The organism is Streptomyces sp. NPDC002156, assembly GCF_053593675.1.
Genome location: NZ_JBSFDA010000126.1, coordinates 16,819 through 31,154, shown reverse-complemented (window position 1 = coordinate 31,154; position 14,336 = coordinate 16,819). Strand labels below are relative to the sequence as shown.

The window sequence follows — 14,336 nt, the reverse complement described above, 5'->3', positions numbered from 1 at the left end:
TCGTACTCGCCGGTACGGTTGATCTGAGCAAGCGCTTAGGCAAGTCGAATCGAGGAGGCGGCGGTGCGCCGTACTGTGTTCAATGAGGACCACGATAGTTGCTGAGCGGCGGGCGCTGCTCGCCCCGCGCGTCCGAGCCGTCCTCGCGAATGACCTCGCCCTGCACCACCTTGCCGTCCGGGCGGTGCATGCGGGCCTGCTGGAAGGCGTCGCCCAGGGTGCCCGGGGTCGCCTCTCGCAGTTTGCGTTCGAAGGTGCGTTCCGCGTAGCGGCTGATCGCCTTCTGGACCGGGGGGATCAGCAGGAGCAGGCCCACCGCGTCCGAGATCAGGCCGGGCAGCATGATCAGCAGGCCGCCGAGCATCATCAGGCCGTTGCCCTCGCTGCCGCCGGGGCGGGCCGTGGCGGCCGTCGGCGCAGCGCCGCCCTGCTGCTGTTGCAGCGTCTCCGTGAGGTTGCGGAAGGCCCGGCGGCCGGCCCGCTTGATGACCACGGAGCCGAGCACGAAACCGGCGACCAGGAGCAGGAAGACCGTGAAGCCGCTCGCCGCACCGGCGACCACGGTCAACAGCCAGATCTCCAGCACCAGCCAGGCGGCGATGCTCAACGGCAGGAAGGTGCGCAGCCGGGAACGCCGCGGCCGGGCGGGGTATGTGGGAGTCGGTGCGCCAGTCGTCATACGTCCAGTGTGCCTGGGCCGGGCTCAGCACGGGATAAGAGGATGATCAACGGAGTCTGTGAAGTCGTACGGGCATGCCCGGGACGGACCGCTACGGCTTCCTGTTCTTGCCGCGGGCCTTGTTCACTCGCTCCGCCACGCCCCACGTCGTGACCCGCCACAGCGCCTCGACCAGGATGTCTCGGCTCATCTTGGAGTCGCCGTGCTCGCGCTCGACGAAGGTGATCGGCACCTCGACCACGTGATAGCCGGCCCTGATCGCGCGGCGGGCCAGGTCGACCTGGAAGCAGTAGCCCTGCGAGGCGACCTCGTCGAGGCCGAGGCCCTCGAGGGTCTCGCGCCGGAAGGCGCGGTAGCCGCCGGTGACATCCCGGATCGGTACGTCGAGCAGGACCCGGGAGTAGAGGCTGCCGCCGCGGGAGATGAACTCGCGGGACTTGGGCCAGTTGACCACCCGGCCGCCGGGCACCCAGCGGGAGCCGAGGACCAGGTCAGCGCCCTTGAGGGCGGTCAGCAGACGGGGCAGCTCCTCGGGCCGGTGGGAGCCGTCGGCGTCCATCTCGATCAGGACGCCGTAGCCGTTCTCCATGCCCCAGCGGAAGCCCGCGAGGTAGGCGGCGCCGAGGCCTTCCTTGCCCTTGCGGTGCAGCACCTGGACCTGGTCGTCGTCGACGGCCAGTTCGTCGGCGAGCTTTCCGGTGCCGTCGGGGCTGTTGTCGTCCGCCACGAGAACGTGGACGTCGGGGACGGCCTCGCGCACCCGGCCCACGATCTTCTTGATGTTCTCCGCCTCGTTGTAGGTCGGAATGATCACCAAGGCCGTGCCGAGCGGGCCGAACCGCCGCCCCTGGGCTTCTGCCGCGAGGGTCCCGTCGCCGTCGTTCACTACTGCCCCTTCAAGTCCGTACGCAGAGGTCCACCATAGTGGCCGCAGCCTGCGCCTACGTGTCGGCACGTTCGTACAGGGGTGTCTATTCGGCAAGAGCCGGGTAAGCGAGTCCGCTTCGTCACCTGTGCGCACTGCGGATCGGGGCCCGGCGCCCTTCGGGCCGACCTGGGACCCGCTGGCTGCGGGTCGACCGAAAGCCGTTGTCTACTGGACGTCCGGGCCCCACCCGGGTCACACCTTGCCGACCGGGTGGAACGTTCCGTCGCCGTGGCGCGGGCGCTGGGCCTGGCTGCCAGTGACGGTGCGCCGGTGCGGCACACCATCCCTGACCCAGCGGCGCTGCGGCGACTGCTCGGAGGTTCCCCGGTCGGGCGTCCGGTGGTGGACCCGGCCGAACCTACCGGCCACCTGCCGTCGCCTGTCAACAGCTGCTTGACCTGCGGTTCTTCCCTCAATCGCCTGGTCAACGCCGAGGATACGCAGGTCGCGCTACGGCGTGTCGGCCAGCGATCCGTACCGCGCCACCCCGGGAGATCACTCGCCCGGCCGTACGAACACCGTTCGTCCGCCCACCACTGTGCGCAGACAGACGGGGAGGTCGCCGCCCGGGGTGAGATCCGGCAGGCCGGGGGTACCGGAGCGGGGGTCGGTGGACCAGCGGGCGACCCGGTCGTCGGGGGCCTGGACGACGAGGGCGCCGGTGCGCCACACGGCGTAGTCCGCGGGTGCGCCCGGCACCAGGACGCCCGCGTCGTCGCGTCCGACGGCCCGCCAGCCGCCGCGCGTATGGGCCGTGAACGCGGCGCGGACCGAGATGCGGTGCTCCGGGGTCCGGTGAAAGGCGGCGGCGCGGACCGTGCCCCAGGGGTCGAGCGGGGTGACGGGGCTGTCCGAGCCCAGGGCGAGCGGGACGCCGGCCTTCAGGAGGGCCGCGAAGGGGTTCAGGGCACGTGCGCGGTCCGCGCCGAGGCGCTGGGCGTACATGCCGTCCTCGCCGCCCCACAGGGCGTCGAAGGCGGGCTGTACGGACGCGGTGAGGCCCAGTTCGGCGAAGGCGGCAATGGTCTCGGGGGTGAGCAGCTCGGCGTGCTCGACGCGGTGCCGGGCGGCGCGGATCCGGGCCAGGCCGAGCTTCTCGGCGGCGGCGCGCACTCCCTCGACCACGGAGGTCACTGCGGCGTCCCCGATGGCGTGGAAGCCTGCCTGGAGGCCCGCCTCGGTGCAGGCGACGACATGGGCGGCGACGGCGGCGGTGTCCAGGTAGGCGGTGCCCGTGTGGCCGTCCTCGTCGCTGTACGGCTCGTGCAGGCAGGCGGTGTGCGAGCCGAGGGCGCCGTCGACGAACAGGTCACCGGCGGCGCCGAGCGCGCCCAGAGCGCGGGCCTTCTCGACGTCCTGTTCGGCCCAGTAGCCGACGACGCGGGGGCCCGGCTCCTCGGCGGCGAGGCGGAGCAGCCCGGTGAAGTCGTCCTCCGAGGAGATCTCCGGCCCGGCGCACTCGTGAACGGAGCCGATGCCGAGCGAGGCGGCGCGCGCGAGGGCGGCCCGCTGGGCGTCGGTGCGCTGCGCCGGGGTCACCGCGCCCAGGGCGGCGGCCCGGACCGTGTGGTGGGCGTCGCCGGTCAGCGGGGCGTCGGGGCGGCCGGTGTCGTCCCGGACAAGGTCGAGCAGTGCCGTCGTCACGACCGCCGAGTGGACGTCGATCCGGCTGAGGTACAGCGGGCGTCCACCCGTGGCCTCGTCCAGCTCGGCGCGGGTCGGCGGGCGGCCACCGGGCCAGCGGGCGGCGTCCCAGCCGTGGCCGAGCAGGACGCGGTCGGCGGGGCGGGCGGCGGCGAACTCTCGTACGAGGGTGAGGGCCGCGTCGAGGGAGGGGGCGTCGGAGAGGTCGAGGCCGGTGAGGGCGAGTCCCGTGGCGGTGGTGTGCACGTGTGCGTCGGTGAACGCCGGGGTGACGAGGGCTCCGTCGAGGTCGACCACCTCGTCCGCGGCGCCCGCGAAGGCGTCTGCGGCGCCTTCCGAGCCGACCCAGGCGATGTGGCCTCGCTCGACGACCATCGCGGTCGCGAAGGGGTCGGCGGGGCTGTGGACTTCGCCGCCGCGGAGGAGGACGGTGTCGGGCTGGGCTGGGCGTTCACTCATGGGGACAGTTTCCCGCGTGACCTCACCGGCGCTGCACCTGGGGCGGGTTGTCGCGGTGCCCGGCGCTGCGGGCTGTGCCCACCCTCCCCCAGTCTCGGCTTCGCTCGACCGGGGGGACCCCCATCGCCCCAGCGGAACGACTGCCCACAGCGGTGCGGGTCGACTGCCCGGAGCTGTGCGGAACGACTGCCCATGACGGTGCGGGCCTGCTGCCCGGGGCGGTGCGGAGCCGCTGCCCCACAGCGGTGTGGGTCGGCTGCCGGCAGCCGGGCGAGGCGCGAAGTCAGATCTTCGGCGGCCGTGCCTCGTACGGGGTCGACAGGACCACCGTCGTGCGGGTCGAGACGCCTGCCAGGGTTCGGAGCCTGGCCAGGAGTTCCTCCAGCTCGTGGGGGGTGGCCACGCGGACCTTGAGGATGTAGTTCTCCTCGCCCGCCACGCTGTGGCACGCCTCGAGCTCCGGGACGTCCCGGAGGCGTTCCGCGATGTCGTCCGGGGCGCTGGGGTCGAAGGGTTTCACCGAGATGAAGGCCGTCATGGGCAGTCCCACGGCCTCCGGGTCGACGACCGCGGCGTAACCGCGGATGACGCCACGCTGTTCCAGCCGGCGCACCCGCTGGTGCACGGCAGACGTGGACAGGCCCGTGGCCTTGCCCAGGTCGGTGTAACTCATCCGCCCGTCCTTGACGAGCAGCTGCACGATCTGTCGGTCCAGCTCCTCCATGGCGCAGAACCTACAGTGCGGTTGATCTCCTCCGATACCTGAGCGGTGCAGGTCATGCCCTGTTCGTGATGTGACGGGGAGTGTCCTGTGAGCCGACTGAGGGACAAAAGCAACGCCACGGGCACCTGCGAGCGGCATGTGACGAACGCCACAGCCCTCGAACGTGCTCCGTGATGGTCTCGTGATTACCGCCGAGACCGGGCGGGAAGTGCTTGCTGTGGTCGAGGCCGCAGCGCCTTGTCGGCCCAGCCCGAGGGGGAGTAACCCATGCAGAGTCTTAAGCGCCCTGGTCGCACCGCGCCCAAGAGGCCCCAGTTGGTCGTCGAACCCGAGCCGGAGGGCGTCGAACCCGACGCACTCGACGGCGAGGAACTCGACGACTACGACACCTTCGAGATGTTCCGGGTGATCTGCCCGGACTGCGCGCAGCCCATCGCGCTGCTCGCCGACGAGGAGATCCTGCCGGAGCACGCGCTGTGCGCTTCGCCGTGGAACCCGTTCGGGCTCACGGTCTGCGCCGGTACGGGCCGGGCGGCGGCCGATGCCCGGCCCACGGACGACGAGTCCGCGAAGCCCCAGGAGCAGCACACCGCCCTGCTGTTGACGCTCCCTCAGGGGCTCGACTGGCGGACCCAGCCCTTCTCGCACGTCGGCGGCCCGGGCTCGCGCCCGATGCGGGTCCCCGAGATGCGGCGCGACGCCGCCTGAGCGCATCCGCTCGAACTCCTGACTGCCCCTGCACCATGGTTCGCAGGTCTGTGCCGTGGTGCGGGTCCGGCGTGCGCGCCCTCAAGAGGCGAACTCAGGGCCGAATCCGGGGCGCGGTGACCTGATCGACCGTCACCGCGTTGCCCTGGTATGACGACCCCCACGTACGCGGCGCTGGGACGTTCGCGCCAGTTCTACGACTCAGGCTCGGGAGAATCGCTTCCGCAGGGCCGACTGAACCCACCGGCTCCGCCCGACCCGCCCATCTACCGTGCCCTGCTGCGCACTTGGGCCGACCGTGGCCGCACCCTGCCGGGGCGCCACGACCCGGAGTGGGTCCGGCTCGCGGCGCCGCCGGCCGGGCTCGGGATCGTGGTCGATCCGTTCAGTGTGTCTCCGGACCCGCGAGGTGACGGGCGATGACCATCCGCTGGATCTGGTTGGTGCCCTCGACGATCTGCAGGACCTTGGCCTCGCGCATGTAGCGCTCGACCGGGAAGTCCGCGGTGTAGCCGTAGCCGCCGAGCACCTGGACCGCGTCCGTGGTGACCTTCATCGCCGCGTCGGTGCACAGGAGTTTGGCCATGGCCGCCTGTTTGGCGAACGGCCGCCCCGCGTCGCGCAGCCGTGCCGCCGCGAGGTACAGCGCGCGGCCCGCCTCGATCTGGGTGGCCATGTCGGCGAGCAGGAAGCGCAGCCCCTGGAAGTCGGAGATCGGCCGTCCGAACTGGCGGCGCCCGGTCGCGTAGGCCACCGCCTCGTCGAGTGCCGCCTGGGCGAGGCCGATCGCGCAGGCCGCGATGCCGAGGCGCCCGGAGTCGAGCGCGGACAGTGCGATCGCGAAGCCCTGCCCCTCCTCGCCGATGCGCCGGCCGGCGTCGAGCCGGACCCCGTCGAAGTTGATCTGGGCGGTGGGTGAGCCCTTCATGCCCATCTTCCGTTCCGGCGCGGAGGCGTTGAGCCCGGCCGCGTCGCCCGGGGCCAGGAACGCGGTGATGCCGCGCGGGCCCTCCTCCCCCGTGCGCGCCATGACCGTGTAGAAGTCGGCGATGCCGCCGTGCGTGATCCAGGCCTTGGTGCCGGTGAGCACCCAGTCGTCGCCGTCCCGGACGGCCTTCGTACGCAGGGAGGCGGCGTCGGAGCCGGACGCGGGCTCGGAGAGGCAGTACGCGCCGAGGAGGCCGCCGCCGAGCATCGCGGGCAGGTGTTCGGCCTGCTGTTCCTTGGTGCCGTAGCTCGCGAGGGCGTGGCAGGACAGGGTGTGCACGCTGACGCCGAGTCCGACGGTGAGACGGGCCGCGGCCAGCTCTTCGAGAACCTGGAGGTAGACCTCGTACGGCTGGTCGCCACCGCCGTGGTCGGAGGAGTACGGGAGGCCGAGCAGCCCCGATTCCGAGAGCAGGGCGAAGACTTCGCGCGGGAAGCGTCCGGCGTCCTCCTCCTCGGCCGCCTTCGGGGCGATCTCGCGCTGGGCGATGTCGCGGACGAGCGAGATCAGGTCCCGGGCCTCGTCCGTGGGCAGTTGACGGTCCACCGGCTGCGGGGCGTGGTCGGGCATGTCGACGCTCTCCTCCCTGTTGGGCGCGACGGCACACGCGCGCCCGAGTAGGGGGCGTCCGCCGGTCTCACTGGTCACGGCCGATGCTGGCTCTTCCGGGTCGCGGAAGCGGTCGGCGAACGGCTGTGGAGCTGCGAGTATGCCCGATCGGCGGCATGGCGTCACCGGTTAACGAGCGTTTATTCGATCACATCCCCGGGCATCGACCTCGCCGCAGGATTGGTCCGAACCATTGACCGCAGTGGTCTAGTCCACCTACTGTGCCCGCAGATCCTGACACCGCCTCCCCCACGCTCCCCTCCCTTCCGAGGAGACAAGCCCGATGCACAGACCGCACCTCCCCCGCGTCCGCTTCAAGGCCCTTGTGTCCGCCGCGTGTTGTGCCGTTCTCGGCGCCGGACTGCTGGCCGGCGCGGGCACCGCGACCGCCGCGCAGACAGCGCAGCCGGTTTCGGAAGCCGCCGCGAAGCACGTCCCGAAAGCCGCCGGATCCAAGGTCCTCGGCTACTTCACCGAATGGGGCACGTACGACCGCAAGTACTACGTCAAGAACATCGAGACGTCCGGTTCGGCCGCCCGGCTGACCCACATCAACTACGCCTTCGGCAATGTCACCGGCGGCAAGTGCGCGATGGGCGACGCCGACGCGGCGACCGGCCGGGCGTACACCGCCGCCGAGTCGGTGGACGGGGTCGCCGACACCGCGAGCCAGCCGCTGCGCGGCAACTTCAACCAGCTGCGCGAGCTGAAGCGGAAGCACCCGAACCTCAAGGTCCTCTGGTCGTTCGGCGGTTGGAGCTGGTCGGGCGGTTTCGGTGAGGCCGCGCAGAACCCCGCCGCGTTCGCCCAGTCCTGCTACGACCTGGTGGAGAACTCGCAGTGGGCCGATGTGTTCGACGGCATCGACATCGACTGGGAGTACCCGAACGCCTGCGGCCTGACCTGTGACACCAGCGGCAGGGCGGCCTTCAAGAACGTGATGGCGGCGCTGCGGACCGAGTTCGGCCCCCGCAACCTGGTCACGGCGGCGATCACGGCCGACGCCACCCCCGGCGGCAAGATCGACGCGGCGGACTACGCGGGCGCGGCCAGGTACGTCGACTGGTACAACCCGATGACGTACGACTTCTTCGGCGCCTGGGCGGCGACCGGTCCGACGGCTCCGCACTCGGCGCTGAACTCGTACCCCGGTATCCCGCAGGACGGCTACTACACCTCGGCGACCATCGCGAAGCTCAAGGGCCTCGGCATCCCGGCCTCGAAGCTGCTGCTCGGCATCGGCTTCTACGGGCGGGGCTGGACCGGCGTCACGCAGTCGGCGCCCGGCGGCACGGCGACCGGCCCGGCGGCGGGTACGTACGAGGCGGGCTTCGAGGACTACAAGGTGCTCAAGACCACGTGCCCCGCGACCGGCACCGTCGGCGGTACGGCGTACGCCAAGTGCGGGAGCGACTGGTGGAGTTACGACACCCCGGCGACCATCGCCACGAAGATGGCGTACAAGAACCAGCAGGGCCTGGGCGGCACGTTCTTCTGGGAGCTGAGCGGCGACACCTCGAACGGTGAGCTGATCAGGGCGATCAAGTAGGCCCACCCGAAGGGTGGTCGGGGGGCGGGAGCCACGAGCTTCCGCCCCTTTGCCGTCAGTTGTCCCGGCGGGCCGGTTCCGGGGTCACATACGCCGGGTCGAGCTCCTCGATGGCGCGCAGTGCGCCGCCCAGCATCTTCACGAGGAGCTCGCGCATGATGTCCCGGGGCAGTTGGGGGCGGTCGATCCAGTCGAGGGTGGCGCCCTCCACGCTGCACACCCAGCCGAACAGGCCCATACGGGCCAGCGGGGCGATGTCCTGTCTGCCGTACGCGCCTTCGGCGATGGTCGCGACGATCGCCTCGCGCACCCCGTCCCGGATGGCGTGCACCTCGGCGTCGAAGCCGACGCCGCCGCTGACGATGGTGCGGTAGGCGGCCTGGTTGTGCTCGGCGAAGCGGAGGTAGCAGTCGATCGTGCGGTGCACGCGGTCCACGGGGGCGTGGTCGAGGCCGCTGGACGCGAAGGTGACCAGATCGGCGACCGAGTCCTCGACGATCGCGAGGTAGTAGCCGCGCTTGGACTGGAAGTAGTAGTAGATCAGCCCTTTGGCGACCTGCGCCTGACGTGCGATGTCGTCCATCGACAGTGCGTCGTACGACCTGTCGGCGAACAACTTCCGTCCGATGGCGATGAGTTCGGCGCGACGCGCCAGAGAGCGGTCGGTGCCGCGCGCCCGCGGGCGTTCGGCGGCAGGCTGTCGACTACTGTTCAATTTGGGGCCCTGGTCTCCAACTGCGGGCGGGACATCCGAAGTATGGCAGACCTGAGCCACCTGCACGTTCGACTCTGATCGAGGGCGCAGGCGCCCGATTCAGGGCTGGTCGCACCGGTTCAGAGCAGGCCGAGCTGGGCGACGAGCATGGCGAGCACAATCACGAAGGTCCAGCCCATGACGTGCTCGAAGATCTTCGGGCCGTCTTCCTGGGGGCCGCCGGTGCGGGTGCGGGCGGGGGCTGCGGCAGTGCTCGCGGTCATGGCATCTCGCTGAGGTCGGTGTGCGATGGACTCCCCCCATCGTTCTGTCCACCTTGCCATTCATCGGGGCTTTCGTGGCGGAGACGTTGGTCACATCCGTCCGAAAACGGACAGCCCCCGGTCTCCCGGGGGCTGCACGCTCACCTCGGTTCAGCGCACACCCACCGCCGCGAGGGCGGCGAGCTGGGCGACGGTCGGCCGGGCCGGGAAGTACAGGTAGCAGACGCCGCCGGTACCGGAGACGACCTTGCCGCTGGCGTTGTACCGCTTGGTCCGCAGCCAGATGTTCTCGAACTCGCGCCGCAGATAGACCCGGCGCACGGCCTCGTTCGTCGCCGAGAACGGGTCGTTGGCGATCACGTCGCCGTCGGCGGTGAAGCCGATCACGGTCATCAGATGGCCGGAGGTGCCGTAACCGGCCCCCGTCAGCTCGGTCTTGAGGAACGACTGGGACGTTATGGCCGGGATGCCGGCCGCGATCAGCGTCTCCAGGTCGGTGAGCGAGCCGAGCCGGGTGACCACGCCCTGGAAGTCCTGGTAGGTCGCCGCGTAGGCCGCGTTGAAGGGCCAGTTGCCGCAGCCGCCGTACTGGAAGTCGTAGGTGAAGCGGGCCGCGTGGCACACCTGCGGGTCGGCGAAGGCCGGGTCGACCCAGGCCAGTTGCTCCGCCGTGGGTTTCCGTCCCCAGTACTCGATGATCATCTGCGAGGAGGTGGGGCTGCACCAGGCCTCGCCGCCGTTGTCGTACTCGGGGTACTGGCCGGTGTGGATCTCCTGCGAGTAGCGCGGGACGACCAGTTCCTTCGCCGGACCGGGCGTCGACGCGGGGACGGTGAAGCGGTCCGGGACGTCGGAGCCCATCGCGCCGGCGCGCCAGACGGTGGGCGTGACCGTGGTGCCGGGCTTGCGGTGGAGGGTCAGGCGCAGCCGGTACGAGACCAGGCGCAGGCCCGTGGCCGGGTCGTCGATGGCGAAGGTGTCGGTCCAGACGGTGCTCTTGTCGTCGGTCTGGTCGTCGACGGAGGTCCGCTTGATGTCCTGGTCGCCGGAGGCCCAGCGGCCCATGACGTACCAGGGGGTGGTGGTGCCGTCGGAGTACATGCCGGTCAGCTCGATCTGGAGCCAGGTGCCGGCCGGGGTGCGCGCGTTCCAGGAGGCGATGACCTCGGTCGCGGGCACCGCGAGCCGGTGCACGGGGGACGTCCAGGTCGCGTACTCCCAGGCCGCCGTCTTGCCCGTGTGCGGATCGGTGTAGTCGACCGTGCCGGCCGGAGTGCCGATCACGACCCCGGGCCGCGTGCCGGCGACGACACGGGCGCCCTTGAAGGTGCCGGCGCACCAGTCCGCGTACGAGGTCCAGGCGCGGTTGTCGACAGGGCGGACGGGATCGGCCTCGGCCTCGCGGCCGGTCGCGTCCGGGGTGTCGGCGGCGGCCGGGCCGGCGCTGCCCGCGACGGCGGCGGCGACCGCCGCGACGAGGACGGTCCTGCGGGACGGTTGTTCGGCTCTGCTCATGGGCGGGTGACCCCCAGGTGTCCTAGGCGGGCGGGACGGTACACGGATGTGGGCCAACTATGGCCGCCGGTGACCGGCTCATGCCAGCACTTCGGGCCGTGCCGCGCGGACGAATATTGGTCTCGACCATTGGCGTGACCTGCGAAGCGGATCGTGATGCGCGCGGCCGGTCCTTAGAATGGACCCTGCCAATATGTCCGAATCCCATCTCCCTCCGGGAAGCGTCATCCACCACCTCGTACGCACCCTGCGCCGCCTGCCGCCCTCCTGCGGCCCCGTCCGGCTGATCGCCGTCGACGGACACGCGGGGTCCGGGAAGACCACGTTCGCCGGGCAGTTGGCGGTGGCGCTCGGCGGGGCGCCCGTGCTGCACCTCGACGACATCGCGACCCACGACGAACTGTTCGCGTGGACACGGCGCCTGGTCAGCGAGGTGATCGAGCCGCTGGAGCGCGGCGAGAGCGCCTCCTACGCCCCCTACGACTGGGTGTCCCGGCGCTTCGGGCCGCCCAGGGAGCTGCCGGCCGCTCCCGTGGTGCTGGTGGAGGGGGTCGGGGCCGGGAGGCGGGCGCTACGGCCGTTCCTGGCACGGCTGTTGTGGATGGAGGTGGCCGGCGAGGAGGCCTGGGCGCGCGGGCGGCTGCGGGACGGGGCGGACCAGAGCGATTTCTGGGCCGGGTGGGTCGACGCGGAACGTCGGCACTTCGCCGCGGACCCCTCGCGTCCGTTCGCCGACCTGTTGGTACGGCAGTGCGGCGAGGGGTACGAGGTGCTGCCGGGGCCTGCCGGGGCCGTTGGATCAGACCAGATTCTCACTCACCGTGACGGGCCGTCGGCTGTGTGCTGAACTTGTGAAGACCCTTGCCGTTCAACCGGCCCGCGCGCCCCAACTCGGCTTGACCGACTGGCCGTACAGGACTTACGTTCTGAATGTGCGGCCATTCGTTGCCGCCCGCAGTCGCGAAGCCCCCGGTTGTTCCCCCGTGATCGGGGGCTTCGTTCTGCCCGCACCCCGTTTTCCGGCCGTCACGAGGCGTTTTTTGTTCACCCTCGGTGACGGTGCCGAGTGCGCCCCATCTGCTCCCACCTCGTGAAACGTCCTGTGCGGCACCCTGCTGCGGGCACGTGAAGCGCAGGTACGATGCCCTCGGTGCGACTCGGACGGCTGCTCTGCGCACCGTTGCAACTCCCGTCCGCGGCACAGCGGTTCGACCAAGCTGCCGACGGGCACCGGCCCGTCGGAGAGGCAATCGGGGGCACGGTTTGTGGGGGACGTGATGGACTTCGGCACGCAGGGCCCCGAGGCCCCGGCCGACCTCGCCTGGCTGCGAGGTGTGGACGCCTACACGATGGGCGCCTATCCGCAGGCGGAGGAGGAGTTCCGCACCGCGGTGCGGATCGATCCCGGGATGGCCGACGGCTGGCTCGGACTGCATGCGCTGCGCGTCGACACGACGACCGCGCTGCTACGGATGTTCCGGCACCGGGAGCGCTTCGGGGAGCAGCGCTCACGCCACCGCCGGACCCTCAACTCCTGGTACTGGCTGGGCTGGTGGGTGCAGCCGGTGCTGGAAAGCCCGCGCGATCTGCTGCTCGCGCACGCCTCGCACTGGCTGGACGGCCGCCATGTGCCCGAGCTGGACCGGGCGTTGGCGGGTCTGCCGCCGGTGGACACCGATCCGCAGGTCCGCTTCCTGCACGCGTGCCGCGCCTATCTCGTCAAGGACTGGGAGCAACTGGTCCGGCACACCGACCCGTTGATCAACGACGCGATGCTGGGCATCGAGGCGGGTCTCTTCGGCGGCATGGCGCGGGTACGCCTGGAGATGTACGGCCAGGCGGAACCGCTCCTCTCGGCGGCGCTGATGCGATGTCGCAGCGAGCAGCCGCAGCGCAAGGAGCTGCGGTACTGGCTGGCGCGGGCCCACGAGGGCACAGGCCGCTCGGCGGCGGCACTCCCCCTGTACCGGGCGGTGCATCGCGTGGACCCCGCGTTCATGGACACCTCGGCGCGGCTCGCGGCGATCTCCGAGGGCGACGGGTACGACGAGGCGGCCGATCTAGCGGCGATCACGCTCACCGGCATCGGGCAGGAGCTGCTCGAAAGCCCGGACGGCATCGACCCCCTGTTCGGCGGCGAGGGCCGTGACCTGAAGCTGTCTGAGCCCGAACTCCCGCCGCCCGGAGCCCCGTTGCCGTCGGCGACGGACTCGGTGCGAGAGAAGGCGGCGCTGCCTGTGCAGCCGCTGCCGACCGGTCCGACGGACCCGGCACTGCTTGAGGAAGCTCTGGCGGAACTGGAACGGATGGTGGGCCTGGAGCCGGTGAAGCGCCAAGTGAAGGCGCTCTCGGCCCAGTTGAACATGGCGCGGCTGCGGGCGGGGCAGGGGCTGCCGGTCCAGCCGCCGAAACGGCACTTCGTCTTCTCGGGCCCGTCGGGCACCGGCAAGACGACGGTGGCTCGGATCCTCGGGCGGGTGTTCTACGCGCTCGGTCTGCTCGGCGGCGATCACCTGGTGGAGGCGCAGCGGGCGGACCTGGTGGGCGAGTATCTCGGCCAGACGGCCGTGAAGGCGAACGAGCTGATCGACTCCGCGATCGGGGGCGTCCTGTTCGTCGACGAGGCGTATTCGCTCTCCAACTCCGGGTACGGCAAGGGGGATGCGTACGGGGACGAGGCGTTGCAGGTGCTGCTGAAGCGGGCCGAGGACAACCGGGACCACCTGGTGGTGATCCTGGCCGGCTACCCGGAGGGCATGGACCGACTGCTGGCCGCCAACCCCGGACTGTCGTCCCGCTTCACCACCCGCGTCGACTTCCCCTCCTACCGCCCGCTCGAACTGACCTCCATCGGGGAGGTGTTGGCGACGGAGAACGGGGATGTGTGGGACGAGGAGGCGCTGGACGAGCTGCGGTCGATCGCCGGGCATGTCGTCGACCAGGGGTGGATCGACGAGTTGGGCAACGGGCGGTTCCTGCGGACGCTGTACGAGAAGAGCTGCGCGTACAGGGATCTGCGGCTGTCGGTGTACCCAGGAATGCTGACCCGGGACGACTTGTCGACGCTGCGCCTCCCGGACCTGATGCAGGCATACGGCGAGGTCCTGTCGGGCAGGGGCCCACAGGACCCATCGGCCCTCTGACCACGGTTCCACTTGGCTGGGGCGGGGGGGGGTGGGTCGCGCAGCCCGGCGCTGTACGGGGTGCCGCTCTCGGTGGGACGGGAGCCGCCCCTAGCGGCACGCATGCCCGCAGCTGGGTGTGGGGTGACGGGCACCGCCCAACGACGCGCATGCCTGCAGCTGGGCGGGTTGGACGGGCACCGTCCAGCGGTGCGCACGCCTGCAGCTGGGCGGTTGGGCCGGAGCTGCCAGGGTGGGAACCGTCCAGCGGTGCGCATGGCCGCAGCTAGGCGGGTCGGGCGGGAGCCGCCGGGCAAGCTGGCCGCGCGGCTCGCTGCTGCGAACTCCGGCCAGCAGGGGCGCCCCCTTAGGGGCGCGAGGAACTGCGCGACCAGCCCCCACCGGGCCCGCAGCCGGGCGAGTGGCGCGCGGT

Annotated in this window: 13 protein-coding genes; 5 read left to right on the top strand and 8 right to left on the bottom strand. The window is 71.1% G+C overall.

Annotation, left to right across the window (positions count from 1 at the left end; genetic code table 11):
- Nucleotides 1–79: 79 nt before the first annotated feature.
- The 4 genes from fxsA to ACWCRB_RS35915 form a co-directional block, all read right to left on the bottom strand.
- Nucleotides 80–679, bottom strand: a complete 600-nt coding sequence (fxsA, locus tag ACWCRB_RS35930) for an FxsA family membrane protein (RefSeq protein ID WP_451000055.1) — start codon at nt 677–679, stop codon at nt 80–82.
- 91 nt (nt 680–770) lie between these two features.
- On the bottom strand, nt 771–1,565 hold the full coding sequence (locus ACWCRB_RS35925) for a polyprenol monophosphomannose synthase (RefSeq protein WP_451000054.1): 795 nt from the start codon (nt 1,563–1,565) through the stop codon (nt 771–773).
- A gap of 537 nt (nt 1,566–2,102) precedes the next feature.
- The gene (locus tag ACWCRB_RS35920) at nt 2,103–3,710 is read right to left on the bottom strand and encodes an amidohydrolase (RefSeq protein ID WP_451000053.1); all 1,608 of its coding nucleotides are present in this window, start codon (nt 3,708–3,710) and stop codon (nt 2,103–2,105) included.
- Between the two features lie 283 nt (nt 3,711–3,993).
- Entirely contained in the window at nt 3,994–4,434 is a 441-nt protein-coding gene (locus tag ACWCRB_RS35915) for an Lrp/AsnC family transcriptional regulator (protein WP_327693589.1), read from the bottom strand.
- A 267-nt stretch (nt 4,435–4,701) separates the two neighbouring features.
- On the opposite strand from ACWCRB_RS35915, the gene ACWCRB_RS35910 reads away from it, so the two are divergent.
- Both ACWCRB_RS35910 and ACWCRB_RS35905 read left to right on the top strand, forming a co-directional pair.
- Nucleotides 4,702–5,142, top strand: a complete 441-nt coding sequence (locus ACWCRB_RS35910) for a hypothetical protein (protein ID WP_389360476.1) — start codon at nt 4,702–4,704, stop codon at nt 5,140–5,142.
- A gap of 150 nt (nt 5,143–5,292) precedes the next feature.
- The gene (locus ACWCRB_RS35905; protein WP_451000052.1) at nt 5,293–5,565 is read left to right on the top strand and encodes a hypothetical protein; all 273 of its coding nucleotides are present in this window, start codon (nt 5,293–5,295) and stop codon (nt 5,563–5,565) included.
- On the opposite strand, the gene ACWCRB_RS35900 is transcribed toward ACWCRB_RS35905, so the two are convergent.
- Nucleotides 5,528–6,700 carry an acyl-CoA dehydrogenase family protein gene (locus ACWCRB_RS35900; RefSeq protein WP_451000051.1) on the bottom strand — a complete coding sequence of 391 codons (1,173 nt, stop codon included), beginning with the start codon at nt 6,698–6,700 and terminating at the stop codon, nt 5,528–5,530. The two genes, ACWCRB_RS35905 and ACWCRB_RS35900, sit on opposite strands and share 38 nt — an antisense overlap.
- Before the next feature lie 322 nt (nt 6,701–7,022).
- Here ACWCRB_RS35900 and ACWCRB_RS35895 point away from each other — a divergent pair, with 322 nt between their 5' ends.
- The gene (locus ACWCRB_RS35895; RefSeq protein ID WP_451000050.1) at nt 7,023–8,288 is read left to right on the top strand and encodes a glycoside hydrolase family 18 protein; all 1,266 of its coding nucleotides are present in this window, start codon (nt 7,023–7,025) and stop codon (nt 8,286–8,288) included.
- A 55-nt stretch (nt 8,289–8,343) separates the two neighbouring features.
- Here the strand turns inward: ACWCRB_RS35895 and ACWCRB_RS35890 are convergent, their stop codons facing one another.
- From ACWCRB_RS35890 to ACWCRB_RS35880, 3 genes are all read right to left on the bottom strand, one after another.
- Entirely contained in the window at nt 8,344–9,003 is a 660-nt protein-coding gene (locus ACWCRB_RS35890; protein ID WP_451000049.1) for a TetR/AcrR family transcriptional regulator, read from the bottom strand.
- A gap of 119 nt (nt 9,004–9,122) precedes the next feature.
- On the bottom strand, nt 9,123–9,266 hold the full coding sequence (locus ACWCRB_RS35885; protein WP_451000048.1) for an SCO1431 family membrane protein: 144 nt from the start codon (nt 9,264–9,266) through the stop codon (nt 9,123–9,125).
- Nucleotides 9,267–9,416: 150 nt separating this feature from the next.
- On the bottom strand, nt 9,417–10,781 hold the full coding sequence (locus ACWCRB_RS35880; protein ID WP_451000047.1) for a peptidase C39 family protein: 1,365 nt from the start codon (nt 10,779–10,781) through the stop codon (nt 9,417–9,419).
- A 193-nt stretch (nt 10,782–10,974) separates the two neighbouring features.
- Here ACWCRB_RS35880 and ACWCRB_RS35875 point away from each other — a divergent pair, with 193 nt between their 5' ends.
- Nucleotides 10,975–11,628 carry a uridine kinase family protein gene (locus ACWCRB_RS35875; RefSeq protein ID WP_451000046.1) on the top strand — a complete coding sequence of 218 codons (654 nt, stop codon included), beginning with the start codon at nt 10,975–10,977 and terminating at the stop codon, nt 11,626–11,628.
- A gap of 430 nt (nt 11,629–12,058) precedes the next feature.
- A complete protein-coding gene (locus tag ACWCRB_RS35870) occupies nt 12,059–13,924 on the top strand; it encodes an AAA family ATPase (protein WP_451000045.1) in 1,866 nt (621 codons plus the stop codon).
- The last annotated feature ends 412 nt before the right edge of the window (nt 13,925–14,336 follow it).

Bases quoted from the DNA above. Each gene is read 5' to 3' on its own strand.
- fxsA (WP_451000055.1), bottom strand. From the start codon at position 679: ATGACGACTGGCGCACCGACTCCCACATACCCCGCCCGGCCGCGGCGT.
- ACWCRB_RS35920 (WP_451000053.1), bottom strand. From the start codon at position 3,710: ATGAGTGAACGCCCAGCCCAGCCCGACACCGTCCTCCTCCGCGGCGGC.
- ACWCRB_RS35915 (WP_327693589.1), bottom strand. From the start codon at position 4,434: ATGGAGGAGCTGGACCGACAGATCGTGCAGCTGCTCGTCAAGGACGGG.
- ACWCRB_RS35910 (WP_389360476.1), top strand. From the start codon at position 4,702: ATGCAGAGTCTTAAGCGCCCTGGTCGCACCGCGCCCAAGAGGCCCCAG.
- ACWCRB_RS35905 (WP_451000052.1), top strand. From the start codon at position 5,293: ATGACGACCCCCACGTACGCGGCGCTGGGACGTTCGCGCCAGTTCTAC.
- ACWCRB_RS35900 (WP_451000051.1), bottom strand. From the start codon at position 6,700: ATGCCCGACCACGCCCCGCAGCCGGTGGACCGTCAACTGCCCACGGAC.
- ACWCRB_RS35895 (WP_451000050.1), top strand. From the start codon at position 7,023: ATGCACAGACCGCACCTCCCCCGCGTCCGCTTCAAGGCCCTTGTGTCC.
- ACWCRB_RS35885 (WP_451000048.1), bottom strand. From the start codon at position 9,266: ATGACCGCGAGCACTGCCGCAGCCCCCGCCCGCACCCGCACCGGCGGC.
- ACWCRB_RS35880 (WP_451000047.1), bottom strand. From the start codon at position 10,781: ATGAGCAGAGCCGAACAACCGTCCCGCAGGACCGTCCTCGTCGCGGCG.
- ACWCRB_RS35875 (WP_451000046.1), top strand. From the start codon at position 10,975: ATGTCCGAATCCCATCTCCCTCCGGGAAGCGTCATCCACCACCTCGTA.
- ACWCRB_RS35870 (WP_451000045.1), top strand. From the start codon at position 12,059: ATGGACTTCGGCACGCAGGGCCCCGAGGCCCCGGCCGACCTCGCCTGG.